Raw genomic sequence first — 24220 nt, forward strand, 5'->3', positions numbered from 1 at the left:
GGAACCGGCGCCGCAGGCGCCCGGGTGTCGTCCGGGCCCGCCGGCGGCGAAGGCCCGCCCGCCCTGCGTGCCGCCCGGGCATGACGGCCGGGCCGGCGCCGGTACAATGGCCGGCCCTGTCCCCGTGCCTGGCCTGCCGATGCGCCTTTCCCGCTTCCACCTGCACACCAGCAAGGAAACCCCCGCCGACGCCGAGATCGTCAGTCACCAGCTGATGCTCCGCGCCGGCATGATCCGCAAGCTCGCCGCCGGTCTCTACACCTGGACGCCGCTGGGCCTGCGGGTATTGCGCAAGGTCGAGGCGATAGTGCGCGAGGAGATGGACCGGGCCGGCGCCATCGAGATGCTGATGCCCTCGATCCAGCCGCGCGAGCTCTGGGAGGAAACCGGCCGCTGGCAAAAGTTCGGCGGCCAGTTGCTCAAGATCAGGGACCGCAAGGACGGCGAGTTCTGCTACGGCCCGACCCACGAGGAAGTGATCACCGACTTCGCCCGCAACGAGCTGCGCTCCTACAAGCAGCTGCCGGTCAACTTCTACCAGATCCAGACCAAGTTCCGCGACGAGATCCGGCCGCGCTTCGGCGTGATGCGCGCGCGCGAGTTCCTGATGAAGGACGCCTATTCCTTCCACCTGGACGCCGACAGCCTGGCCGAGACCTACCGGGTCATGTATGAGGCCTACGCGCGCATCTTCAGCCGCCTGGGCCTGCGCTTCCGCGCCGTGGCCGCCGACACCGGCGCCATCGGCGGCAGCGCCTCGCACGAGTTCCACGTGTTGGCCGATTCCGGAGAAGACGCCATCGCCTTCTCCGACGGCAGCGACTACGCCGCCAACGTCGAGATGGCCGAGGCCCTGGCGCCGGGCCCGCGCCCCGCCGCCACCGAGACCCTGCGCGAAGTGGAAACGCCAGCCCAAAAGACCTGCGAAGAGGTGGCGGCCCTGCTGGGCATTCCGCTTTCGCGCACGGTGAAATCGGTGGCGCTGGTGGGTGAACAGGGTTTCGTGCTGGCCCTGGTGCGCGGCGACCATGCGCTCAACGAGATCAAGCTGGCCAAGCTGCCCGGCCTGGGCGAATACCGCCTGGCCACCGAGGCCGAGATCGCCGAACACCTGGGCAGCGAGCCCGGCTTCCTGGGCCCGGTGAAACCCGCCAGGCCCGTCACCGTGATCGCCGACCGCAGCGTCGCCGCCATGGCCGACTTCGTGGTGGGAGCCAACCGCAGGGGCTGGCACCTGGCCGGCGTGAACTGGGGCCGCGACCTGACCGAGCCCGACCTGGTGGCCGACATCCGCAACGTGGTGGAAGGCGACCCCTCGCCGGATGGCCGGGGGACGCTGCGGCTAGCCCGCGGCATCGAGGTCGGCCACGTGTTCCAGCTCGGCCGGAAGTATGCCGAGGCCATGGGCGCCACCGTGCTGGACGCCGAAGGCAAGGCGCAGGTGATGCACATGGGCTGCTACGGCATCGGCGTCTCGCGCATCGTCGCCGCGGCCATCGAGCAGAACTTCGACGGCAACGGCATCTGCTGGCCGGAGCCGATGGCACCCTGGTCGGTGGCGGTGTGCGTGATCAACCCCAAGGGCGACGCTGCGGTGACCGAGGCCGCCGAGGCGCTGTACCGGGACCTGCGCGACCGCGGAGTGGACGCGGTGCTGGACGACCGCGGCCTGCGCCCCGGCCAGATGTTCGCCGACGTCGAGCTGATCGGCATTCCGCACCGGGTGGTGGTTTCCGGCCGCGGACTGGACGCGGGCACCTTCGAGTACCGCGCCCGCCGCGCCGCCGACAGCGAAAACCTCGACCGCGCCGCCCTGATGGCCCGCCTCGGCCTGGCCTGAGAAAACGCCGCCGATACCCGTGCGCGAAACCGGATGCGCCGCCCGCGGGGTTTCGCCGGCGGCGTCATGCTGGTTACCATCGGCGTTTCCCGGGCTGTTGTCCCGGACAACCGCTCCAATCGCAGCAGAACACCGAGGAAAGCATGGGCATCAATCTCGAAGGCCTTTCGGCCAAGGAACTCCAGGCCCTGATCGCCGAAGCCGACAAACGCCGGAAGGCGCTGGCCAAACGCAAGCCGGCGGCCACCGTGCGCAAGAAGATCGTTTCCCTGGCCAGGGCCGAGGGTTATACCGTCGAGGAACTGTTCGGCACCGCCCGCCTGGTCCGGGCCAAGGCGGGAGTGAAGGCGGCCGGCAAGCCGGCGCGCAAGTCGGCACGCAAGTCGGCGCAGAAGGGCCGCAAGGTTCCGCCCAAGTACCGTCACCCCGGCGACGCCAGCAAGACCTGGGCCGGTCGCGGCATGCCGCCCAGGTGGCTGTCGGCCGAACTGGCCAAGGGCAAGAAGCTGGAAGACTTCCTGATCAAATGAGCCGGACCGCCGCGACACGGCGGTACATGCTTGGAGGGACCTGAGCCCAAGGGCTTCAGGCCGGGCCCGGCATGGGGTCTGACCGCAAGCGGCCAGACCCCGGATCCCGGCGACATGGCACCAGCCCGGCGGACCAGACCCGGGCTTTCGCCGGCGCTCTCACAGGTTCCGCCTGGACGGCACCAGGAGATTGCCGAACAACAGGCCCGCGACCAGGGCCACCAGCGCCGTGACCAGGGCAAAAGCGGTATCCAGGCCCAGGAACACGTCCCGCTCCATCACGAAATTCAGGCTGCGGAAACCCACGCTGCCGGGCACCAGCAGGATGATGCCCGGCACCCGGATCAGCGCTCCGGGCCGGTTGCGCCAGCGCCCGTAAGCGTTGCTGACCGCGGCGATGCCGATGCCGGCGAAAAAGGCGCCACCGGCGAAGTTCTCCGAGGCCAGCCCCAGCCACTCGCCGCCGATGCGGGTCAGGGCGTAGCCCAGCAGCACCGACGCCATCACCAGCGGATAGTCACGCAGGCCGGCCCGGAACAGCACCGCGAAGGCGAAGGCCGCCAGTGCCAGCGCGCCCAGCTCCAGCGGCAGGGACGGGAACACCGCCGGTGCCTCCTGCAGCGGCCAGCCCAGCAGCCTGACCAGCTGCGTCGCCGCCACCGTGCCGAAGGTGAGATTGAGCAGGCTCATCATCGCGCCGGCGAAGCGGGCCGTACCGGCCACCAGCTGCTGCGCCGCCAGTTCGCTGACGGCGTTGGTCAGCATCAGGCCGGGCATCAGCACGATCAGCGAGGCGATCACCACCGTCTTGTAGGCGATGGGCGCGACGAAGCTGGCCACCGCCGCCACCAGCAAGGTGGCCACCGCCGCCGCCAGCGCTTCCAGACCCTCGCTCAGGCGCGGGCGATTCTCCGCCGCAACCGCCAGGCTGCCGGTGACCAGGCCGGTGGCGGCCGCCGTGATCGCGCCGGCCACCCCTGCCCCCAGCAACACCGCCACCGCGCCGGCCGACAGGCCGAAGCTGACCGCGGTGAGGGTCCGGGCCCGGCGCGTGCGCGGCCGGTCCAGGGCCCGCAATGCCGCCATGCCGTCGGCCGGGGCCAGCCGGCCGGCCAGGACGTCCTCGGCCACGGCATCGGTGGCCGCCAGCCGGCTCAGGTCCTGTTCGCCCGGCGGCAAGCGCAGCACCCGGGTAATGCCGTTGTCGGCCCCGCGCACCGGGTCGGCGAAGCTCAGGATGATGCCGGTAGGGTTGGCCCAGATTTCGCAGTCTATGCCCAGCCGTGCCGCCACGCCCTCCACCGCCGCCTCCAGGCGCTGCGCGGTGGTGCCGTAGGCGTGCAGGCGCGAGGCCAGTTCGGCCAGGAAGCCGGTGCGGGCCTCGAAACTCGCCCGGGAGTGGCTGGCGGCGTCGTCCATGGCGGGCAAGCATGGCACGAAAACCGGCTATCCTGAGCCCCGGCCTAGCATCCGCGGAAGCGATGAGCCAGACGCCCAGCATCGAACCCAGCGAAAGCCACCCGGGCATCCTGCGCGCGCGGGGCGAGTGGACCCTGGCGCATGCCGCCGAGATGCTGGCACTGGTGGAATCGGCGCCGCGGCGTGCCCAGGACATCGATGGTCGCGACATCACCCGGCTGGATTCCGCCGGCGCCATGATGCTGTCGCGCTACGCGGTGAAAGCCGGGCTGGGCCTGTCCACGGTCGAAGTCCGGCCCGAGTTCCAGGCCCTGACCGCCGCCGTGCGCGACCTCTGCGAGGCGCCGCCGCGGCGCCGGCGCAAGGATTACGGCGTGCGCGAGATGCTGGCACGCATGGGCCATGCCGTGGACGACGTCACCCGCGAGGTGCTGGCCCTGGTCGGCTTTCTCGGCCTGAGCCTGAAAACCGGCCTGGGCGTGCTGCTGCGCCCGGCCCGCTTCCGCCTGACCCCGACCGTGCACCACATGGAGCAGGTCGGCCTGGACGCGGTGCCGCTGGTGCTGCTGCTGAGCTTCATGGTCGGCGCGGTGATCGCGTTCCTGGGCGCCAGCGTGTTGCGCGACTTCGGCGCCGAGATCTTCGTGGTCGAACTGGTCGGCATCGCCTTCCTGCGCGAGTTCGCCGTGCTGCTGACCGCCATCCTGCTGGCCGGCCGCACCGCCAGCGCCTTCACCGCCCAGATCGGCGCCATGCAGAGCGGCGAGGAGATAGACGCCATCCGCACCCTCGGCCTGGATCCGGTCGAACTACTGGTGCTGCCGCGCCTGTTCGCCCTGCTGGTGATGCTACCGCTGCTGACCTTCCTGGCGATGATCGCCGGCATCGCAGGCGGCATGGCGGTGAGCGTGGCCAGCCTGGGCTTCACACCGGAGATGTTCCTGACCCGGCTGCATGAAACCATCGAGATCCGGCATTTCTGGGTCGGCCTGTCCAAGGCGCCGATCTTTGCCATGGTGATCGCCCTGATCGGCTGCCTGGAAGGCTTCCAGGTACAGGGCACGGCCCAGTCGGTGGGCGAGCGCACCACCTCCAGCGTCGTGCAGACCATCTCGCTGGTGATCCTGATCGACGCCTTCGCCGCCATGTTCTTCATGGAGATGGACTGGTGAGCGCCGAACCGGACTTGGCCATCCGCGTGCGCGGCCTGCGCAACAGCTTCGGCAGCCAGGTGGTGCACGAGAACCTCGACCTGGACGTGCGCCGCGGCGAGATCCTGGGCGTGGTCGGCGGGTCCGGCACCGGCAAGTCGGTGTTGATGCGCGCCATCCTGGGCCTGCGGCCGCCCCAGGCCGGCAGCATCGAGGTGTTGGGCGTGGATGCCTTGTCCTGGCAGGCGCGCGAGTCGGGCCTGATCGAGCGCAACACCGGCGTGCTGTTTCAGGGCGGCGCCCTGTTCTCCTCGCTGACCGTGGCCGAGAACGTGGCGGTGCCGCTGAAGGAACACTATCCGCAACTGCCGGCCGACATGGTGCACGACCTGGCCATGCTGAAGATCCGCATGGCCGGCCTGCCCGAGGACGCCGGCGCCAAGCTGCCTTCGCAACTGTCCGGCGGCATGCGCAAGCGCGCCGGCATCGCCCGCGCCCTGGCCCTGGACCCGGCCCTGCTGTTCCTGGACGAGCCCACTGCCGGCCTCGACCCGATCGGCGCCGCCGCCTTCGACGGGCTGATCAAGTCGCTGCAGCGCGCGCTCGGCCTGACCGTCTTCCTGATCACCCACGACCTCGACACCCTGTACGCCATCTGCGATCGCGTGGCCGTGCTCGCCGACCGCCGGGTGCTGGTCGCCGCCCCGCTGGCGGAGGTCGAACGTTTCGACCATCCCTGGGTGCAGGATTATTTCCACGGGCCGCGCGGCCGCGCCGCGCAGGCCGCAAGGGCCCAGGAGGCTTGAGCCATGGAAACCCGCGCAAACCACGTACTGATCGGTGCCTTCACCCTGGCGGTGTGCCTGGGCGCCGTGCTGTTCGCGCTGTGGGCGGCGAAATACACCAGCGAACGCGCCTACGGCGAATACGAAGTCGTATTCGAGGAAGCGGTGACCGGCCTGAGCGTCGGCAGCCAGGTGCTGTACAGCGGCATCAGCGTCGGCGCCGTGCGCGAGCTGCGGCTGGACCGGGACGATCCGCGCAAGGTGATCGCCCGGGTGCGGTTGCATGCCGACACGCCCGTGCGCACCGACACCCGGGCCAAGCTGACCCTGACCGGCCTGACCGGCGTCGCCGTGATCCAGCTCACCGGCGGCAGCCCCGGCGCGCCGCTGCTGGAAGGCGGTCGCGGCCGCGAAGTGCCGCGTATCCAGAGCGAGCCTTCGGCCCTGCAGAACATCGCCGCCACCGCAAGCGAAATCGTCGACCGGGTGAACCGGTTGCTCAGCGACGCCAATGTCGAACGCGTGACCCGCACCCTGGAGCAGCTGGATCAGGTGACCGGCGCCATCGCGGAAGAACGCGAGGAAATCGCCGCACTGCTGCGCAACGCCCGCAGTGCTGCCGAACGGCTGGACCAGACCCTGGCCCGCGCCGACCGGGCCGTCACCGGTATCGACGAGGGCCTGGTGCAGGAGCTGCCCGGCCTGGTCGCCCGCCTCGACCGCACCCTGAACCAACTCGAGTCGGCCAGCGGCAGCGCCGCCGTCATTCTCGGCGAGAACCGCGAGGCCATCGCCCAGTTCAGCCAGGATGGCCTGAGCCAGGTCGGCCCGACCATGCGCCAGTTGCGCGGCCTGATCCGCGAGCTGGACGAGCTGGTGGAACGTCTGGAGAACAACCCTGCCGGCTACCTGCTCGGCAAGGAACAGCCCGAGGAGTTCGAACCATGATCCGCCGCCTCTGCGCCTTCGCCCTCGCCATGCTGCTGACCGGCTGCCTGGGCCTGGGCGGGCCCAAGACCGTCGTGCAGGTGTACTCGCCGATGGCGCCGGTGCAGGCCGATCCGGCCTGGCCGTCGGTGGACTGGTCGGTGGCGATCGGCACACCGATGGCCAGCCAGACGATCGACTCGACCCGCATCGCGGTGCGGCCGACGCCCTACCAGGTACAGGCCTACAAGGGCGCGCGCTGGGCCGACACGGCGCCGGAAATGTTGCAAACCGCGCTGGTGCAGGCCTTCGAGGACAGCGGCCGCTTCCGTTCGGTGATGCGCCTGGGCAGCAGCGGCCGCGGCGATGTCCTGCTGCTGACGGAGATCCGTCATTTCGAAACCGTCTACGCCGACGGCCGGCCGACGGTGGTGGTGGACGTGCAGGCCAGGCTGATCCAGCGCAACGCCGGCCGCGTCGCCAGCCAGCGTTTCCGCCGGGAAGTGGTACCAGCCTCCCCGAAAGTCGTGGACATCGCCCCCGCCTTCGGCCAGGCCATGTCAGCGCTCGCCGCCGACCTGATCGCCTGGACCCTCGTCCAAGGCAACCCGGGCTCAGAGTAAGGGGTCTTCCCTGGTTCCCAGCGGCCAGCGGCACTGGGGCCAGGATGCCGGCCAGGCAGGGCTCGATGTGGCGGACGAACACCCACACACGGCCGCGATCTCACGCCTGCCGAGGTCGGCCAGCAATACGAGGAAAGTTCTACTTTTGCGTGGTGTGCTTGACGGGGAAGCTTACGCCCGCGGTCCGCTTGAACGCACAGTTATACCGTTTCATGGCACGCGCACGAGCCATGATGACGCCGAGACTCGGATTTGCTCGTCGTAGCCGCCAAGCACAAGGACTTCTCCACTGGGCAGCAGGCTGGCCGTTGCAAACTCTCGCGGCCCGCTCAATTCGCCTTCTACAGGTACGAAGGTTTGGCTGCCAGGAGCATAGAGTTCCAATCTGGCGGCCCCTCCGGCCACGAGGACAGCGCCGGATGGAAGCACCGCGACGGCGTGAGGTAGCTTGAAGCGCGGCCAGCTCATATCCGGGCCATCCGTAAATTCTCCTGTCGCTGGGTCGTAGATCTCACTACTCCGATAGCGACCGCGTTGGTCGCGAACATCGGATCCTCCAACCACAAGCACGCGACCATCCGGCAGTAGTGCCGCTGCATGCTTGTGGCGCGGTGAGGACATGTCGCCAGTCGGCTGGAACTGGTTGGTGGACGGATCAAAAATCTCAGCCGAGTACAGGATTTCACCGCGACGAGCAATCCGGCCGCCGGTGATCAAGACCCTTCCATCTGCTAGGGAAACGGCAGCATGACCGACTCGCGGCACACTCATAGATGCCGTTGACGAAAAACTGGAAGAACTCGGGTCAAACAGCTCTGCGGATGCCAACGGTTCGAATTCCGAAGTCTGCCCCCCTGCTATCAATACGCGGCCGTCAGGTAGCCGAGAGGCCGTGGGAGCTGCGCGCTCGACAGTCAGGCCACCCGCAGCGACAAAACGATTGGATCCCGGGTCATAGATTTCCGCGCTACGGGTTGCCCTCCTTTCCGACCATCCGCCAGCTACCAGCACACGTCCGTCAGTGAGCGGAACGGCTACATGGCTGCTCCGAGCTGTCGCCATTGCAGCAGCGGGTCGAAACACCCGCGTACTTGGCTCGTATAGTTCGGTCGATCGTAGATTGGTATCGCAACCACCGGAGCAGCCTCCGGTAATCAGTACCTCACCAGACCCGAGCAATACCGCTTGATGAGCCGCCCGGGCAGTAGACATTTCGTCGATCTGAACGACGCGGAGGAGGTTCCGGTCGGCTTGCACCGATTCCTGCTTCGTCACAACCGCCGTACCGATCACCGCGATCACTCCCGCTGCTGCCAAAACTAAGGTTTTCATCGTCGTCTCAAAGACCCCGTCTGTTGGCTGGCGGTATAACACCCGAGTTAAGCCGCGCCGAAGGCGTCGGCTTGAATGATGAAATGGACCCCCGCGTCGCCACGCGGGGGGAGTCCATACATGAATTGCTAGCGCTCAATCCAAGTCGAGCCACTTAACAACGCCTGTTGCAACTATGGTGGCAACTATGCCGCCTATCCAAGCCAGAGCCTTCTTCGACGGCTCCCACTTGCCAGCCCTGAACCCAGGAGGGCCTTTGATTAGGTCTTGTGTGACATCAAGGCCTACCTCCGCAATATCCTGTGGCTCATAGCCGCGGCCAAGACTGATGAAGTACACGCCTGAACGTGAGTCATTGAGGCGGTCAATGCTCTCCCTGTCCATACGGTTGATCTCATCTCGCTCCACCTTGCTTGGACGATCTGTCCGGATGATCTGGACAGATCGAAGATTGGCCGGGAAGATCAGATCATTGCCAGAAAAGAATGCTCGGCCCATCTCATACGGTCGGATGAAGCGCTCTTTCAGCTCATCCGCGCTGAGATCGGTGAAGAGGGCTCGCAGCTCGTCTTCAGCACCTACTTTGGCAATGACGTGGTGGAAAGACATGATCTTTGAGCGCTAACTACCAGTAGTGGTCTGTAAGCGAGGATAAACCAACTCCGCGCCCCTGCCGCAACCGGCCGGCGAGGCGAATTCTCACGTCCGATCAATGCCTTGGCCGATGCGGCGAGCGTGGCAGCCGGCGCAGGCTTTGCCGGTATGAACGGCAGGCGGCGGCATAGCGGCGGTACTGGGCGGACGGCGGTGCGGCGCCGGCCCCCGGCGCGCCGCCGCCGCGTGGTTTGTCGGAGGCCGTTCGCGGCAAGTTGCGCGCCAGACACTACAGCCTGCGCACCGAGATGGCGTATGTCGGCTGGATGAGACGATTCATCCAGGGGCATCGCGGATGCCATCCGCGGGTGCTGGGCGGCAAGCGGGTGCGGACCGCGAGTGGCTGATGGCTTCGCTGCCCCGTGGCTGCGGCCTGCGCCTGCTGGAGTGCGCGCCTGCTGGCCGCCGAATCACCAGGGCTCAGTGGATGGTTCAGAGCTTCCCCAGGTCGGATCCAGAGTAAAAGGGCGGATCAAGGGGCAGTGGAGTCTGGGGCGAAGCCCCGGGATCGGAGCGGTGCCTCGAGCCTCGCTCGCGCGGCTTACGCCGGCGCGGCGGTGCCGCGGATCCAGCGAAAGGTCAGGTTGATGCGCGGCCCTACCGGGCGGACGGTTCGCGCAAGCGCGTGTTGCCAGTTGGCCTGGGTGTCGCCGGACATCAGCAGCAGGCTGCCGTGCGGCAGTTCCAGCGCCAGTCGCCGCCCGCGCTCGCGCCGGTGCCGCAGCAGGAAACGGCGGGTCGCGCCCAAGCTGACCGAGGCGATCACCGGGCGAGCCCCCAGCTCGGGCTCGTCGTCGGCGTGCCAGCCCATGGCGTCGGCGCCGTCGCGGTAAAGGTTGGCCAGCACGCTGTTGAAACGTGCGCCGGTCTCGCGCTCCAGACGCAGGCGCAGTTCCTGCAGCGCCGGCAGCCAGGGGCGCGGTTCGAAGCGGGTACGCGAGTACACATAGCTGGCGCCGGAATCGCCGATCCAGCAGCTCAGCCGCGGCGACTCCACCTCGCGGCCGAAGAGGCGGATCCGGTGCACCTCCCAGGGCACCTGGGCGCTTAGCCCTTCGAACAGCGCGTCCGCCTCTTCAGCCCCCAGCCACCCGGCCACGAAGTGCAGTCGCCCATCGGGCAAGGGAAGGCGTTCGAAGCGCGCAGGAAGCATCGGCACGGGACAAGCGGTCGGCACCGCGGCACCGGGGTCAGAACAAAGGGTCAGATCAAAGGGTCAGATCAGCAATTCGGCGTCGGCGACGGAGGCGATGATCTGACCGAGCTGCAGCAGGCGCAGATCGCTGCCGGGAGCGCCGACCAGCTGCAGGCCCTGGCCGCCGGACAAGGGCAGGCTGAGCGCCGGGCAGCCCGACAGCGAGGCCAAGGCCGGCAGATCGGCCAAGTTGGCCGGCTCCTCGGCGCCAAAGGCCGGCGGCGGCGCGGCCACCGTCGGCAGCAGCAGCACGTCGAACTGTTCGAACAGGCGGCGGACCTGCACCACATAGGTATCCAGGCGACGATGCGCTCGCGCCGCATCGGCCGCCGACTTGCGGGTGGCGAATTCCAGCAGGCCGCGCAGCCGCGGCGAGGCGCCGGCCAGGCGGGCCTCGTGCGCCGCCAGGATCTCCGCCTCCATCAGCAACAGCGCCGCCCGCCGGGTCGCGGCGATTTCCAGCGGCGCCACGTCCAGGGCCACCGGCAAGGCGCTGCCGAACACCGGTGCCACCCTCGCCATCAGCAAGCTGAAGGCCTCGGTCACCACCGGATCCACGCCCAGCTGGGCCAGATCGGACACCACCCCGGCCTTCAACTCGCCGGGCACCCAGTCCGGCGTCGCCATCGGCACCCGCCGCTTGCGCGAACGCGGGTCACCGGCGTCGTAACCGGCCAGCACCGGCAGCACCAGGCCGATGTCCTGCACGGCGCGCGCCATCAGGCCCGGGCAATCCAGCCGGCGCAGGCCGGCGGCCATGCCGCGGGTGCTCAGCTCGCCCAGGGTCGGCTTGTGCCCCACCAGCCCGCAGAACGCCGCCGGGATGCGCGAGGCGCCCAGGGTGTCCACGCCCAGCGCCACCGCGCAATGACCGGCCGCCAGCGCCGCCGCCGAACCGCCCGAGGCCCCGCCGGCCGCCCGGCCCGGATAGCGCGGGTTGCCGACATCGCCGAAATGCGGATTGCGCCCGACCGTACCGAACGCCGCCTCGTCCAGATTGGTCTTGCCCAGGAACACCGCGCCGGCCCCGCGCAGGCGCCGGACCACATGCGCGTCCTCCGCCGCCAGGCCGGGATGTCCGGGCAGGCCGAGGCCGGTCGGCATGCCGGCCACGTCGAAAGCGTCGGTGATGGCCACCGGCACGCCGTCCAGCCGGCCCAGCGGCTTGCCCTCGGCCCGACGCTGATCGCTGGCGCGGGCAGCGGCCAGGGCGGCGGCATCGTCCACCCAGGTCCAGGCGTTGAGACGGCTGTTTTCGCGAGCGATCGCCGCCAGGCAGGCGCCAGTCAGGGCCTCGCTGCTGACCTCGCCGCGGGCCAGCGCGTGCAGCACGAGGTAAAGCGGGGCCTGGCGCAGTTCGTCGGGGCTGGCGGACATGCGGGCTTCCTTCTGTATCGCGCCGAGTGTGCTGGATTGCCCCGTCCCGGGCAAACCGGGGACAATCCGCACCTCAGCGTACGGAGCCCGCCGCCATGACCGAGCGTGACGTAATGGAGTACGACGTCGTAACCGTGGGCGCCGGCCCGGCGGGCCTGGCGTTCGCGATCCGCCTCAAGCAGCTCAAACCCGAGCTGTCGGTCTGCGTCATCGAAAAGGCCTCGACCGTGGGCGCCCACATCCTGTCCGGCGCCGTCATCGAGCCCGGTCCGCTGGATGCCCTGCTGCCGGGCTGGCGCGACAACCCGCCACCGGTCTGCGTGCCGGCCAGGGAAGACGAGTTCTGGTTCCTGACCAAGACCGGCGGCTTCCGCTTCCCGATCGTGCCGCCGCAGATGAGCAACCACGGCAACTTCATCGTCAGCCTGGGCGCGCTCTGCGCCTGGCTGGCACCACAGGCCGAGGCCCTGGGCGTGGAGATCTACCCCGGCTTCGCCGCCGCCGAGCCGCTGTTCGACGACAAGGGCGCCGTCGCCGGCGTGCGCATCGGCGACATGGGCGTGGCCCGCGACGGCAGCCACAAGCCCGGCTACACCCAGGGCATCGACATCCGCGCCCGGGTGACCGTGCTGGCCGAGGGCGCCCGCGGCCACCTCACCAAGCAGCTGGTGCGCAAGTTCGGCCTGGATGCCGAGTCCGACCCGCAGAACTACTCGATCGGCATCAAGGAACTCTGGCAACTGCCGCCGGGCCGGGTCACGCCCGGCAAGATCGTCCACAGCATGGGCTGGCCGGCCGACAGCAGGACCTACGGCGGCAGCTTCCTCTACCACCTGGACGGCGACCGCGTTGCCATCGGCTACGTCTCGGGCCTGGACTACCGCGACCCGAACTACCAGCCCTACGAGGCCTTCCAGCAGTGGAAGCACCACCCGACGGTGAAGCCGCTGCTCGAGGGCGGCAGCATCCTCAGCGCCGGCGCCCGCGCCATCGTCACCGGCGGCTGGCAGAGCCTGCCCAAGGTGGAAATGCCCGGCGCCCTGCTGATCGGCGACGCCGCCGGCCTGCTCAACGTGCCCAAGATCAAGGGTACCCACCAGGCTATCCGCAGCGGCATGCTCGCCGCCGAACACCTGGCCGGACAGGAAGCGCCCTCGCCGGCCGGCTTCGACGCCAGGCTGCGCGCCAGCGCCGCCATGCGCGAGCTGAAGAAGGTCCGCAACATCAAGCCCGGCTTCAAGAAGGGCCTGTGGTTCGGCCTGCTCAACTCGGCCTGGGAAACCGTTACCGCCGGTTTCTCGCCCTGGACCTGGCGCTGCAAGCCGGACTGGAACTCGCTGCAGAAGCTGGCCGAGGCCGAGCAGGTCAGGCGCGACTACGTCGAGCGCACGCTGCCGCCGCGCGACCGCCTGGCCGGCGTCTACTTCGCCGCCACCGAGCACGACGAGGACCAGCCGGTGCACCTGCAGGTGGCCGACACCAACATCTGCGTCACCCGCTGCGCCGAGGAATACGGCAACCCCTGCACCCGCTTCTGCCCGGCCGGCGTCTACGAGATCGTCCAGGACGCGGCCGGCAAGCGCCTGCAGATCAACGCCGCCAACTGCGTGCACTGCAAGACCTGCGACATCAAGGATCCCTACCAGATCATCAACTGGGTGACGCCGGAAGGCGGTTCCGGTCCCAACTACCAGAACCTCTGAGCAGTACGCCGTGAAGATCGCCCTCGCCACCGCGGTGGCCGCCTTCGCCCTGGACGAGGACCTGCCGCCGCTGCTCGACGCCTGCCGGGCCGCCGGCCTGGAGGCCGAGGCCCTGGCCTGGGACGACCCGACGGTGAGCTGGCGCCGCTTCGACGCGGTGCTGCTGCGTTCGACCTGGAACTACATCGGCTGCCTGCCGGAGTTCCTGGCCTGGTGCGAGCGCATCGAACTCGACGGCCGGCTGTGGAACCCGCCGGAAGTGGTGCGCTGGAACACCGACAAGCGCTACCTGGCCGACCTGGCGGCGCGCGGCGTGGCGGTGGTCGAGAGCCACTTCCTGGCCCCGGGCGACGCGCCCGACGCCTTCCCGGACCTGGCCGAGTTCGTGGTCAAGCCCTGCGTCGGCGCCGGTTCGCGCGATGCCCGCCGCTTCCTGCGCGCCGACCGCGCCGAGGCGGTCGAACACGCGCGCGGCCTGCTGGACGCCGGCCGGCACGTGCTGGTGCAGCCCTACCTGGCGGAGGTGGACACGCACGGTGAAACGGCGCTGATCTTCTTCGAGGGCCAGTTCAGCCACGCCATCCGCAAGGCACCCCTGCTGCAGCGCGGCGAAGCCCCGACCTCCGCCCTTTTCAAGCCCGAAAGCATCCAGCCGCGCCAGCCCTCGCCGCAGGAGTTGGCGGCGGCGGAGCGGACCCTCGCGGCGCTCTCTTTCGGCCCGCTGCCGTACGCGCGGGTGGACTTGCTGCCCTCCCCCGGCGGCCCGCGCCTGCTCGAACTCGAGCTCACCGAGCCGTCGCTGTTCCTCTCCCAGGCGCCGGGCAGCGCCGATCGGCTTGCCGCCGCCCTCCTCCGCCGCCTCGCCTGACGGGCCTCCCCCTTGCCACCGGCGAGGGGAACAGACCCCCGGAGCCGCCGCGGACCGTCTGCAACGAGGCAACGGCCGCCGACCGGAAAACCCGGCCGCGAGCATCCACATCAAGCCGCGGCCGAACCCCCCGGGCGACAGTGGCACTTCAGCGTTGCAGTCGGAAAACTTGACGCAAGCCCGGCTCCGGGCGCGTCATGGAGGGCCTTTCCCCGCGAGGCGACGCCCATGGCCCTGTACGACAGCATCCTGGACACCGTCGGCAATACGCCCATCGTCCGCCTGCACCGGCTCGCGCCGGCGCACGTGAGGATGTACGCCAAGGTCGAGGCTTTCAATCCGGCCGGCTCGGTCAAGGACCGCCTGGCCCTGGCCATCATCCTGGACGCCGAGCAGCGCGGCCTGCTCAAGCCGGGCCAGACCGTGGTCGAGGCCACCTCGGGCAATACCGGCATCGCCCTGGCCATGGTCTGCGCCGCCCGCGGCTATCCCTTCGTGGCGGTGATGAGCGAAACCTTCTCGGTCGAGCGGCGCAAGCTGATGAAGGTGTACGGCGCCAAGGTGATCCTGACTCCGGCCGCCGAACGCGGCAGCGGCATGGTGCGCAAGGCGCAGGAGCTGGCGGAGAAGAATGGCTGGTTCCTGGCCCGCCAGTTCGAGAACCCGGCCAATCCGGCCTACCACCGCTCCACCACCGGCCCGGAGATCCTGCGCGATTTCGCCGGCCGTCGCCTGGACGTCTTCGTCACCGGCTGGGGCACCGGCGGCACGCTCACCGGCGCCGGCCAGATGCTCAAGGCGGCGCGACCCGATCTGGAGGTGGTGACCTGCGAACCGGCCGGCGCCTCCCTGCTGCAGGGCAAGGAATGGCAGCCGCACAGGATCCAGGGCTGGACCCCGGACTTCGTGCCCGCCGTGCTCGACCGCAGCGTCGCCGACCGCATCATCCCGGTGGACGACGTGCTGGCGCGCGACACCGCCCGCCGGCTGGCTGCCGAGGAGGGCCTGTTCGTCGGCATCAGCGCCGGCGCTACCGCCGCCGCCGCCCTGGAGGTGGCCAGGGATGCGCCCGAGGGCTCGGTGATCCTGACCATGCTGCCGGACACCGGCGAACGCTACCTCAGCACCTTCCTGTTCGAAGGCATCGGCGAAGGCAGCGACGACGATTGGCTGGCTGGCCTGCCCTGAACCGCCTCAGCGCAGGTCACGCAGCAGGCGCTCGACCAGCTGGTCGGCCAGCTGCTCGGGCCCGGCCTCGGCGGTGCGCAGGTGGATCTCCGGCGCCTCCGGCACTTCGTAGGGCGAGTCTATGCCGGTGAAATTCCTGATCTTGCCGGCGCGCGCCTTGGCGTACAGACCCTTGACGTCGCGCTGCTCGGCCAGCGCCAGCGGCGTGTCCACGTAGACCTCGAGGAACTCGCCCTCGGGGAACAGTTCGCGCGCCATCCGCCGCTCGGCCCGGAACGGCGAAATGAAGCTGACCAGCACGATCAGGCCGGCGTCGGCCATCAACTTCGCCACCTCGGCCACGCGGCGGATGTTCTCTACCCGGTCCTCGTCGGTGAAGCCCAGGTCCTTGTTCAGTCCGTGGCGCACGTTGTCGCCGTCCAGCACGAAGGTGTGGTAACCCAGCGCGTGCAGGCGCTTGTCCACCAGGTTGGCGATGGTGGACTTGCCGGCGCCGGACAGGCCGGTGAACCACAGGCAGCGCGGCAGCTGGCCCTTGATGCGGGCACGGGCCGTGCGATCCACGTCCAGGTGCTGCCAGTGGATGTTGGCGGAGCGGCGCAGGGCGAACTCGAGCGTTCCGGCGCCGACCGTACCGTGGCTTTGCCGGTCGATCAGGATGAAGGCGCCCAGTTCGCGGCTGTCGGCATAGGGCTCGAAGGCCACCGGCTGGTCCAGGCTGAGGTTGCACCAGGCCACCTCGTTCAGGTCCAGGTGCTTGGCCGCCAGGTGCGCCTGGGTGTTCACGTCCACCTTGTGCTTGATCTCGGTGACCTGGGCGCCGACGGTGCGGGTGCCGATGCGCAGCCAGTAAGGCCGGCCCGGCAGCAGCTGCGCCTCGCCCATCCACAGCAGGTGGGCGGCGAACTGGTCGGCCACCTGGGGCGGATCGCCGGCGGCGGCGATCACGTCGCCGCGGCTCACGTCCACTTCGTCGGCCAGGGTCAGCATCACCGCCTGGCCGCGGGCGGCGCGGTCCAGCTCGCCCTCGGCGGTGACGATGCGCGCCACCCGCGAACGCCGGCCCGAGGGCAGCACCACCACCTCGTCGCCGGGCCTCACCTCGCCGGCGGCAAGCGTGCCCGCGAAGCCGCGGAAATCCTGGTTCGGCCGGCACACCCACTGCACCGGCATGCGCAAGGCGCGCCGATCCTGGCCGGCCGATACATCCACCGTTTCCAGGTGCTCGAGCAGGGTCGGACCCTGGTACCAGGGCATCGCGGGCGAGCGCTCCAGCATGTTGTCGCCCTTGAGCGCCGACAGCGGTATGGCCTGCACGTGGGCGATGCCGAGCTGGCTGGCCAGTTCGGCGTAGGCGCCGGCGATGCTCTCGAACACGGCCCGGTCGTAACCGACCAGGTCCATCTTGTTCACCGCCAGCAGCACGTGCCGGATGCCCAGCAGCGAAGCGATGTAGCTGTGCCGGCGGGTCTGGGTCAGCAAGCCCTTGCGCGCGTCCACCAGCACCACCGCCAGCTCGGCGGTTGACGCGCCGGTGGCCATGTTGCGGGTGTACTGCTCGTGACCGGGGCAGTCGGCGACGATGAACTTGCGCCGTTCGGTGCTGAAGAAGCGGTAGGCGACGTCTATGGTGATGCCCTGTTCGCGCTCCGCCGCCAGGCCGTCCACCAGCAGGGCGAAGTCGAGCTCGCCGTTCTGGGTGCCGTGGCGCTTGCTGTCCGCCTCCAGCGCCGCCAGCTGGTCGTCGAAAAGGCGCTTGCTGTCGTGCAGCAGGCGGCCGATCAGGGTGCTCTTGCCGTCGTCCACGCTGCCGCAGGTGATGAAACGCAGCAGACCCTTGGTCTCGTGCTGGTGCAGGTAGGCGGCGACGGCCTCGGCGTGGTTGCGCGCGTCCATCAGAAGTAGCCCTCCTGCTTCTTCTTCTCCATGGAAGCGGAGGGATCGTGGTCTATCACCCGTCCCTGGCGTTCCGAGGTGGTGGCCACCAGCATCTCGGCGATGATCGCCTCCAGGGTGTCGGCCGCGGATTCGATGGCGCCGGTCAGGGGATAGCAGCCCAGGGTGCGGAACCGGACCTTGCGCAGGGCCGGCTGCTCGCCGGGGCGCAGCGGCAGGCGCCCGTCGTCCACCATGATCAGGGCACCGTCGCGCTCCACCACCGGCCGCTCCCGGGCGAAGTACAGCGAGGGCACCGGGATGTTCTCGCGGAAGATGTACAGCCAGACGTCCAGCTCGGTCCAGTTCGAGAGCGGAAACACACGCACGCTCTCGCCCTTGTGGATACGCGTGTTGTACAGGTTCCACAGCTCCGGACGCTGGTTCTTCGGGTCCCAGCGGTGCTGGGCGGTGCGGAAGCTGAAGATGCGCTCCTTGGCCCGCGACTTCTCCTCGTCGCGGCGGGCGCCGCCGATGGCGGCGTCGAAACCCCAGTGGTCCAGCGCCTGCTTCAGCGCCTGGGTCTTCATCACGTCGGTGTGCACGGTGGCGCCGTGGGTGATCGGATTGATGCCCTGGGCCAGGCCTTCCGGGTTGGTCCAGGTGCGCAGTTCGACCCCTGTTTCCGCGGCGCGGCGGTCGCGGAAGGCGATCATCTCGCGGAACTTCCAACCGGTGTCCACGTGCAGCAGCGGGATGGGCGGCCGCGCCGGCGCGAAGGCCTTGACCAGCAGGTGCAGCAGCACCGAGCTGTCCTTGCCCACCGAATACAGCATCACCGGGTTGCGGAACTCCGCGGCGACCTCGCGCAGGATATGGATGCTTTCGGCCTCGAGGCGGTCGAGATGGCTCAGGCGGACTTGGGAACTCATCGTCTTGGGCTTGGCGGCAAGCGCAGGATTATAGGGGCTGCCCGGCTCAGAAGGGCCAGAACCGGGGGATCGTCCACAGCACGGTGACCCCCACCAGCAACGACAGTGGCGCGCCCAGACGCACGTAGTCGAGGAACCGGTAGCCGCCGGGGCCGTACACCATCAGATTGGTCTGGTAGCCGATGGGCGTGATGAAGCCGGCCGAGGCGCCGATCATCACCGCCATCACGAAGGGCATCGGGTCCACCCCCAACTGGCGGGCGGCCGCCAGGCCGATCGGGAACATCAGCACCGCGGCCGCGTTGTTGGTCAGCATCTCGGTGAAAAGCACCGCCATCGCGTAGACCAGGACCAGGGTGAGGAAGGGGTCGGAACCACCCAGCCCGCGCAGTTCCGCCGCCACCGCCGCGGCGGCGCCGGAGCGGTCCATGGCCGCGCCCAGGGCGAAGGAACAGGCGATCACCGCAATCAGGCGCAGGTCCAGGCTGCGGCGCAGCTCGGCCAGGCCGACGCAGCGGCCCAGCAGCACCGCCAGCGCCGCCGCCGCGGCCGAGGCCAGGATCGGCAGTCCGAACACCGTATTGGCCAGCACCATCGCCGCCAGGATCGCCAGCGTGGCCAGGGCCTTGCCCGGCTGCACCGGCCGCTCGCCGTCCACCAGGCTGACCAGCAGGAAATCCGGAGAGTTGCCGAACCGGGCCATGAAGTCCGGCGCCGTCTCGGCCAGCAGGGTATCGCCGGCTTGCAGCACCACGTCGCCGGGTTTCTGGTCCAGACGGCGGCCATGCCGGGATACGGCGATGACCGCCGCGTTGTAGCGATTGCGGAAGGCCGATTCGCGCAGGTTCTTGCCCACGGCCGGCGAAAACCGGCTCAGCACCAGCTCGACCAGGTTGCGGCGGCGTTCGGCGCCGTCGAGCTTGAAGAGTTGCTCGGTGGCCGGTCGCAGGCCCTCGATCCGCCGCAGTTCGCGCACGGCGTTGGTGACGCCGACGAACACGAGACGGTCGCCTGCCCGCAGGGCGGTATCAGGCGCGACCGCCGTCAACAGTTCCTGGCCCCGGACCAGCTCGACGAGGTAGGAACCGGACAGATGGCGCAGGCCGGCCTGATCCACGGTCCGGCCCACCAGCCGGCCTGCCGGTTCCACCACCATCTCCACGGCGTATTCACGAGCCTCGGCGGCCGCCTGTTCGATGGCGCCGCGGCGTTCGGGCAGCAGCCAGCGCCCGGCCACGGCGAGGTAGGCCAGGCCGACCACGACCGCCGGCAAGGCCACCGGCAGCGGGTCGAACATGCCCAGCGGCGCCATGCCGGACGTGATCACCAGGCCGGCCACGATCAGGTTGGTGCTGGTGCCGATCAGGGTGCACATGCCGCCCAGCACGGTGGCGTAGTTCATCGGCAACAGGAACCTGGACGGCGACAGCCCGCGGGCACGGGCCCAGTGCTCGACCGCCGACGCCAGGGTCGCCACGATCGGCGTGTTGTTGATGAATGCGCTCAGCACCGAGGCGATCGCGGTCAAGCGCAGCCGGGCCGGGAATTCCCGCGCCGTCCGTCCCAGTACCCAGGCGCCCAGCCAGCGGATCGCGCCGGTGGTGCGCAGCGCCGCCACCAGCACGAACAGCAGGGCCACGGTCAGCACGCCGGGGTTCCAGAACCCGGCCAGCGCCTCGGCCGGCTCCAGCACCCCGGTCACCACCAGCACCACCACCGCCCCGGCCAGCACGCGGTCGGGTCCCAGCCGCTCCCTGAGCAGCAGGCCCAGCGTGGCCAGCACCACGCCGATGGTCAGCCATCCCTGCCAGCCAAGCCCTGCCAGTTCCATGTCCAAGCCATTGTTTCCCGGGGGTTCCGGTCCAGGGCCCCGCCCCGGGGCATACGGTAGAATGCGCGATTCTACAGGGCGCCCGACCCCCGGGGCCCACCCTTCCGGAGCGATTTCTCCCATGAAGATCCTGGTCGGATACAAGCGGGTGGTGGACTACAACGTCCGCATCCAGGTCAAGCCCGACGGCTCGGGCGTGGTCACCGAGGGCGTGAAGCTCTCGCCCAACCCCTTCGACGACATCGCCCTCGAGGAAGCCTTGCGCCTGCGCGACAAGGGCATCGCCACCGAGGTGGTGGTCGCCACCATCGGCCCGGCCGACTGCCAGGCGCACCTGCGCAACGGCCTGGCCATGGGCGCCAACCGCGCCATCCACGTGGTCGCCGACCAGGCCGTGCAGCCGCTGACCGCCGCCCGCGCCCTGCTCAAGCTGGCCGAGAAGGAGCAGCCGCAACTGGTGCTGCTGGGCAAGCAGGCCATCGACGACGACAGCAACCAGACCGGGCAGATGCTGGCCACCCTGTGGGGCCGTCCGCAGGCCACCTTCGCCAGCAAGCTGGAGATCGCCGGCGACAAGGCCACCGTCACCCGCGAGGTGGACGCCGGCCTGGAGACCCTGGAGGTGGACCTGCCGGCGGTGGTTACCACCGACCTGCGCCTGAACGAGCCGCGCTTCATCAAGCTGCCGGACATCATGAAGGCCAAGTCCAAGCCGATCGAGACGATCGCCTTCGCCGACCTGGGCGTCGAGTCCGGCGACCACCTCAAGACCACCGCCTACGCCCCACCGCCCAAGCGCAGCAAGGGCGTGATGGTGAAGGACGTCGCCGAGCTGGTCTCGGCCCTGAAGGCCAAGGGCCTGGTGTAAAGGAGAGCCGAGACATGAGCAGGATCCTGATCGTCGCCGAACATCTCGACGGCAAGCTCAACCCCGCCACCGCCCGCTGCGTCAGCTGCGCCCAGGCCATCGGCGGCGAGATCCACGTGGCCGTGCTGGCCGAGGCGCCCGAGGCCGTCGCCGCCGAGGCCGCGAAGATCGCCGGCGTGGCCAAGGTGCTGACCGTCGCCAATGCCGCCAACGCCAAGCCCGTCGCCCAGGTGCTGGCGCCGCAGGTCGCCGCGCTGGCAAAGGACTACAGCCACGTGCTGGGCCCCTCCACCACCTTCGGCAAGGACCTGATGCCCTGCGTCGCCGCCCTGCTGGGCCTGGCCCAGGTCAGCGACGTCATGGCCGTCGAGGGCCCACACACCTTCAAGCGGCCGATCTACGCCGGCAACGCCATCATCACCGTCGAGGCCCCGGCCGGCATGACCGTGGTGGCCACGGTGCGCACCGCCTCCTGGCCGGCGGCAGGCGAAGGCGGCGACGCCACTGTCGAGGCCGCCGCCGTCGAGGTGGCGCTGCCCGCGCACACCCGTTACCTGGGCCTGCAGCAGGGCAAGAGCGACCGCCCCGACCTGCAATCGGCCGGCAAGGTGGTGTCCGGCGGCCGCGCCCTGGGGTCGGCCGACAACTTCAAGCTGATCTACTCGCTGGCCGACAGGCTGGGCGCCGCCGTAGGCGCCTCGCGCGCGGCGGTGGACGCCGGCTACGTGCCCAACGAGCTGCAGGTCGGCCAGACCGGCAAGATCATCGCTCCCGAGCTGTACATCGCGGTGGGCATCTCCGGCGCCATCCAGCACCTGACCGGCATCAAGGACGCCGGCACCATCGTGGCGATCAACAAGGACCCGGAGGCGCCGATCTTCGAGGTGGCCGACTACGGCCTGGTCGGCGACCTGTTCCAGATCCTGCCGGAGCTGGAGAAGGCCCTGTGACCCAGGCGGAGGCGCCCGCCGCCAGGCGGGTGATGGTGGTCTTCGGCACCCGGCCGGAAGCGATCAAGATGGCGCCGGTGGTGGAGGCCCTGCGCGCCACCCCGGGCATCGAGACCCTGGTGGCGGTCACCGCCCAGCACCGGCAGATGCTGGACCAGGTGCTGGAGCTGTTCGGCCTGGTGCCGGACGACGATCTCGACCTGATGGCGCCGGGCCAGGCCCTGCCCGACCTGTTCGGCCGCATCCTGACCGGGATGACGGAGGTCTTGCAGCGGCGCCGGCCCGAGCTGGTGCTGGTGCATGGCGATACCTCGACCACCCTGGCGGCCGCGCTCGCTTCCTTCTACGCCAAGGTGCCGGTAGGCCACGTCGAGGCCGGCCTGCGCACCGGCAACCTGCAGGCCCCCTGGCCCGAGGAGGCCAACCGGCGCCTGACCGCGCCGCTGGCCAGCCTGCACTTCGCTCCGACCGAGCGCTCGCGCCGGAACCTGCTGGCCGAGGGCCTGCCGGATTCGGCCATCCACGTCACCGGCAACACGGTCATAGACGCCCTGCTGTCGGTGGTCGGGCGCATCGAGGCCGATCCGGCGCTGGCGGCCGGTCTGGCGGCCCGGTTTCCGTTCCTGGACGCCGGCAAACGCCTGGTGCTGGTCACCGGCCACCGGCGCGAGAACTTCGGCGACGGCTTCGAACAGATCTGCCTGGCACTGCGTGACCTGGCTTCGCGCGACGACGTGCAAGTGCTCTACCCCGTGCACCTGAACCCGCAGGTGCAGGAGCCGGTGAACCGGATCCTGGCCGGCGTGGACAACGCCTTGCTGATCCCGCCCCAGGACTACCTGCCCTTCGTCTACCTGATGTCGCGCGCGCATCTGATCCTGACCGACTCCGGCGGCATCCAGGAGGAAGCGCCCTCGCTGGGAAAACCGGTGCTGGTGATGCGCGAAACCACCGAACGGCCGGAAGCGGTGGAGGCCGGCACCGTGCGCCTGGTCGGCACCGACCGGGCGCGCATTGTCGCCGAGGCCAGCCGCCTGCTCGACGATGCCGAGGCCCACGCCGCCATGGCCCGCGCCCACAACCCCTACGGCGACGGCAGGGCCGCCCGCCGCATCGCCGATATCATCGCCTCGGCGGCCTGAAGTCCTCCGCGGCCCGCTCGGCCGCCTCGATGCGCTCGCTGCCGGCCGGATGGGTGGACAGCCAGGTCAGCGGACCCAGCTCGCGATCGCCGTGCGCCTGCTGCAGCCGGCGCATGGCCTCGGCGAAGGCGCCCGGCGACACGCCGTGGCGCGCCAGCAGTCCGAAGGCGAAAGCATCGGCCTCCGATTCGCTGCGGCGGGAATAGCCCGATTCCAGCAACAGCACCGGCACCGACACCGACAGCGACCCGGCACCGGAAAGATCGCCGAACAGGAAGCCCGCCACCACCACCACGGCCGAGCTCTCCAGGGCCTGGCGCATGCCGTGCCGGTGCTCGTGGTGGCCGGCCTCGTGCGCCATCACCGCCAGCAGTAGCTCGTCCCGGTCGCCGGCCAGTTCGACCAGTTCGTCGGTCAACACCACTTGGCCGTCCGGCAGGGCGAAGGCATTCGGACCCAGGGACGGCGCGCGCCGGAAGGCCAGTCGGTAGTCCCGTTCGCGCGGCAGCCCCTCCACCAGGGCGTGGAAACGCGCCTTCAGGGCCTCGCGCCGCTGCACCGGCAGCCGGCTGGCCTGGAAGTGGGTGCGATCGAGCAGGGCCATGGCCTGGCGGCCGATCATCCCCTCGATCGGCGCCGGGATCGCCGGTGCCAGGCGGTTGGCCATCCAAGGCAGGGCGACCTGGAAGAAGAACACGACCCCGGCCACCGTCGCCACCGCCGCCGCCAGCGCGGCCGTTCGCCGCCGTTCCAGCCAGTCGGCGACGGCCTCGACCCGGCTGGGCACGGGCAACCAGGCATCCAGCAGCGGCGAATCGGCCAGCTGCAACTGGCCCCTGCCCTCGGGCAGGCGCAGGGTACGCGGCATCCGGCCCAGGCGCGGGCTCAGCTCGGCCTGCCGGGCGGCGAACTCCAGCACCTCGCCCTCGCTGTCCAGACGCAGGCGGCCGGGCGCGGGGCAGCTCAGCAGGGCCGGCCGGCCGCGGCTGCCGCGGCCGTCGTACCAGATGGCCTGCAGCGCCTCGCCCAC

Annotated in this window: 22 protein-coding genes; 13 read left to right on the forward strand and 9 right to left on the reverse strand. The window is 69.8% G+C overall.

What is annotated here, in order from left to right; all coding sequences use genetic code 11:
- The first annotated feature begins 139 nt into the window (after nucleotides 1-139).
- Together F0415_RS05320 and F0415_RS05325 are read left to right on the forward strand one after the other, a co-directional pair.
- Nucleotides 140-1840, forward strand: a complete 1701-nt coding sequence (locus F0415_RS05320; protein WP_149860164.1) for a proline--tRNA ligase — start codon at nucleotides 140-142, stop codon at nucleotides 1838-1840.
- Between the two features lie 143 nt (nucleotides 1841-1983).
- The gene (locus F0415_RS05325; RefSeq protein ID WP_149860165.1) at nucleotides 1984-2370 is read left to right on the forward strand and encodes an H-NS histone family protein; all 387 of its coding nucleotides are present in this window, start codon (nucleotides 1984-1986) and stop codon (nucleotides 2368-2370) included.
- Nucleotides 2371-2529: 159 nt separating this feature from the next.
- Here the strand turns inward: F0415_RS05325 and F0415_RS05330 are convergent, their stop codons facing one another.
- Nucleotides 2530-3807, reverse strand: coding sequence for a threonine/serine exporter family protein (locus F0415_RS05330; protein ID WP_246149889.1), 1278 nt, complete (start codon nucleotides 3805-3807; stop codon nucleotides 2530-2532).
- 44 nt (nucleotides 3808-3851) lie between these two features.
- Here F0415_RS05330 and F0415_RS05335 point away from each other — a divergent pair, with 44 nt between their 5' ends.
- Genes F0415_RS05335 through F0415_RS05350 form a run of 4 tightly spaced genes read left to right on the forward strand, consistent with a single transcriptional unit; the run spans nucleotide 3852 to nucleotide 7275 of the window.
- Nucleotides 3852-4961, forward strand: a complete 1110-nt coding sequence (locus F0415_RS05335; protein ID WP_149860167.1) for an MlaE family ABC transporter permease — start codon at nucleotides 3852-3854, stop codon at nucleotides 4959-4961.
- The gene (locus F0415_RS05340) at nucleotides 4958-5746 is read left to right on the forward strand and encodes an ABC transporter ATP-binding protein (protein WP_246149890.1); all 789 of its coding nucleotides are present in this window, start codon (nucleotides 4958-4960) and stop codon (nucleotides 5744-5746) included. Before F0415_RS05335 ends, F0415_RS05340 begins: the two co-directional genes overlap by 4 nt.
- 3 nt (nucleotides 5747-5749) lie before the next feature.
- Nucleotides 5750-6673: an MlaD family protein gene (locus F0415_RS05345; protein WP_149860169.1), complete on the forward strand. Its 924-nt coding sequence runs from the start codon at nucleotides 5750-5752 to the stop codon at nucleotides 6671-6673.
- Complete coding sequence (locus F0415_RS05350) at nucleotides 6670-7275, forward strand: ABC-type transport auxiliary lipoprotein family protein (RefSeq protein WP_149860170.1); 606 nt, start codon at nucleotides 6670-6672, stop codon at nucleotides 7273-7275. Before F0415_RS05345 ends, F0415_RS05350 begins: the two co-directional genes overlap by 4 nt.
- Before the next feature lie 210 nt (nucleotides 7276-7485).
- Here the strand turns inward: F0415_RS05350 and F0415_RS05355 are convergent, their stop codons facing one another.
- Nucleotides 7486-8607, reverse strand: a complete 1122-nt coding sequence (locus F0415_RS05355; protein WP_149860171.1) for a Kelch repeat-containing protein — start codon at nucleotides 8605-8607, stop codon at nucleotides 7486-7488.
- Nucleotides 8608-8742: 135 nt separating this feature from the next.
- Entirely contained in the window at nucleotides 8743-9216 is a 474-nt protein-coding gene (locus F0415_RS05360; protein ID WP_149860172.1) for a hypothetical protein, read from the reverse strand.
- A 236-nt stretch (nucleotides 9217-9452) separates the two neighbouring features.
- On the opposite strand from F0415_RS05360, the gene F0415_RS12810 reads away from it, so the two are divergent.
- Nucleotides 9453-9608, forward strand: a complete 156-nt coding sequence (locus F0415_RS12810) for a phage integrase N-terminal SAM-like domain-containing protein (RefSeq protein WP_342780494.1) — start codon at nucleotides 9453-9455, stop codon at nucleotides 9606-9608.
- 194 nt (nucleotides 9609-9802) lie between these two features.
- On the opposite strand, the gene F0415_RS05370 is transcribed toward F0415_RS12810, so the two are convergent.
- The gene (locus F0415_RS05370; RefSeq protein ID WP_149860296.1) at nucleotides 9803-10414 is read right to left on the reverse strand and encodes an alpha-ketoglutarate-dependent dioxygenase AlkB family protein; all 612 of its coding nucleotides are present in this window, start codon (nucleotides 10412-10414) and stop codon (nucleotides 9803-9805) included.
- 63 nt (nucleotides 10415-10477) lie between these two features.
- On the reverse strand, nucleotides 10478-11833 hold the full coding sequence (locus F0415_RS05375; RefSeq protein WP_149860173.1) for an amidase: 1356 nt from the start codon (nucleotides 11831-11833) through the stop codon (nucleotides 10478-10480).
- A gap of 95 nt (nucleotides 11834-11928) precedes the next feature.
- Here F0415_RS05375 and F0415_RS05380 point away from each other — a divergent pair, with 95 nt between their 5' ends.
- The 3 genes from F0415_RS05380 (at nucleotide 11929) to cysK (ending at nucleotide 15592) form a co-directional block, all read left to right on the forward strand.
- Entirely contained in the window at nucleotides 11929-13536 is a 1608-nt protein-coding gene (locus F0415_RS05380; protein ID WP_149860174.1) for an electron transfer flavoprotein-ubiquinone oxidoreductase, read from the forward strand.
- A gap of 10 nt (nucleotides 13537-13546) precedes the next feature.
- Entirely contained in the window at nucleotides 13547-14404 is an 858-nt protein-coding gene (locus F0415_RS05385; RefSeq protein ID WP_149860175.1) for an ATP-grasp domain-containing protein, read from the forward strand.
- A 228-nt stretch (nucleotides 14405-14632) separates the two neighbouring features.
- A complete protein-coding gene (cysK, locus tag F0415_RS05390) occupies nucleotides 14633-15592 on the forward strand; it encodes a cysteine synthase A (protein ID WP_149860176.1) in 960 nt (319 codons plus the stop codon).
- Between the two features lie 6 nt (nucleotides 15593-15598).
- On the opposite strand, the gene cysN is transcribed toward cysK, so the two are convergent.
- Genes cysN through F0415_RS05405 form a run of 3 tightly spaced genes read right to left on the reverse strand, consistent with a single transcriptional unit; the run spans nucleotide 15599 to nucleotide 20230 of the window.
- Nucleotides 15599-17488 carry a sulfate adenylyltransferase subunit CysN gene (cysN, locus tag F0415_RS05395; RefSeq protein WP_149860177.1) on the reverse strand — a complete coding sequence of 630 codons (1890 nt, stop codon included), beginning with the start codon at nucleotides 17486-17488 and terminating at the stop codon, nucleotides 15599-15601.
- The gene (gene cysD, locus F0415_RS05400; protein ID WP_149860178.1) at nucleotides 17488-18399 is read right to left on the reverse strand and encodes a sulfate adenylyltransferase subunit CysD; all 912 of its coding nucleotides are present in this window, start codon (nucleotides 18397-18399) and stop codon (nucleotides 17488-17490) included. The genes cysN and cysD overlap by 1 nt, the downstream gene beginning before the upstream one ends.
- 46 nt (nucleotides 18400-18445) lie before the next feature.
- Nucleotides 18446-20230, reverse strand: coding sequence for an SLC13 family permease (locus tag F0415_RS05405; RefSeq protein WP_149860179.1), 1785 nt, complete (start codon nucleotides 20228-20230; stop codon nucleotides 18446-18448).
- Nucleotides 20231-20351: 121 nt separating this feature from the next.
- Between F0415_RS05405 and F0415_RS05410 the strand changes: the two genes are divergently transcribed.
- Genes F0415_RS05410 through wecB form a run of 3 tightly spaced genes read left to right on the forward strand, consistent with a single transcriptional unit; the run spans nucleotide 20352 to nucleotide 23190 of the window.
- Nucleotides 20352-21098 carry an electron transfer flavoprotein subunit beta/FixA family protein gene (locus F0415_RS05410; RefSeq protein WP_149860180.1) on the forward strand — a complete coding sequence of 249 codons (747 nt, stop codon included), beginning with the start codon at nucleotides 20352-20354 and terminating at the stop codon, nucleotides 21096-21098.
- 14 nt (nucleotides 21099-21112) lie between these two features.
- On the forward strand, nucleotides 21113-22048 hold the full coding sequence (locus F0415_RS05415) for an electron transfer flavoprotein subunit alpha/FixB family protein (protein WP_149860181.1): 936 nt from the start codon (nucleotides 21113-21115) through the stop codon (nucleotides 22046-22048).
- 32 nt (nucleotides 22049-22080) lie between these two features.
- Complete coding sequence (gene wecB, locus F0415_RS05420) at nucleotides 22081-23190, forward strand: non-hydrolyzing UDP-N-acetylglucosamine 2-epimerase (RefSeq protein ID WP_149860297.1); 1110 nt, start codon at nucleotides 22081-22083, stop codon at nucleotides 23188-23190.
- Here wecB and F0415_RS05425 read toward each other — a convergent pair.
- Nucleotides 23171-24220: a M48 family metallopeptidase gene (locus F0415_RS05425; protein WP_149860182.1), complete on the reverse strand. Its 1050-nt coding sequence runs from the start codon at nucleotides 24218-24220 to the stop codon at nucleotides 23171-23173. The two genes, wecB and F0415_RS05425, sit on opposite strands and share 20 nt — an antisense overlap.

The organism is Arenimonas fontis (assembly GCF_008386465.1).
Lineage (GTDB): Bacteria > Pseudomonadota > Gammaproteobacteria > Xanthomonadales > Xanthomonadaceae > Arenimonas > Arenimonas fontis.